This is a genomic window from Amycolatopsis sp. lyj-109 (assembly GCF_046548995.1).
Taxonomy (GTDB): Bacteria; Actinomycetota; Actinomycetes; order Mycobacteriales; family Pseudonocardiaceae; genus Amycolatopsis.
Map to the genome: position 1 here is coordinate 1 of NZ_JAJPWR010000068.1, position 316 is coordinate 316.

Sequence of the window (316 nt, forward strand, 5' to 3'; positions counted from 1 at the left end):
TGTGTCATCTTTGATTTCTTTCATCATCTTATAGTTTTCAGAGTACAGGTCTTTTGTCTCTTTAGGTAGGTTTACTCCTAGGTATTTTATTCTTTTGGATGTGATGGTAAATGGGATTGCTTCCCTAATTTCTCTTTCTGATCTTTCATTGTTAGTATATAGAAATGCAGTCAATTTCTGTGTATTAATTTTGTATCCTGCAACTTTGCCAAATTCATTGATGAGCTCTAACAGTTTTCTGGTGTCTTTAAGATTTTCTAGGTACAGTATCATGTCATCTGCAAACAGTGATAATTTTACTTCTTCCTTTCCCATT

1 protein-coding gene is annotated in these 316 nt (G+C 32.9%); it reads right to left on the reverse strand.

Going from position 1 to position 316, the window contains the following annotated elements; all coding sequences use genetic code 11:
• Positions 1 to 316: reverse transcriptase domain-containing protein (locus tag ACLJQF_RS48845; RefSeq protein WP_410617524.1), on the reverse strand; the 316-nt coding region annotated here is incomplete at both ends.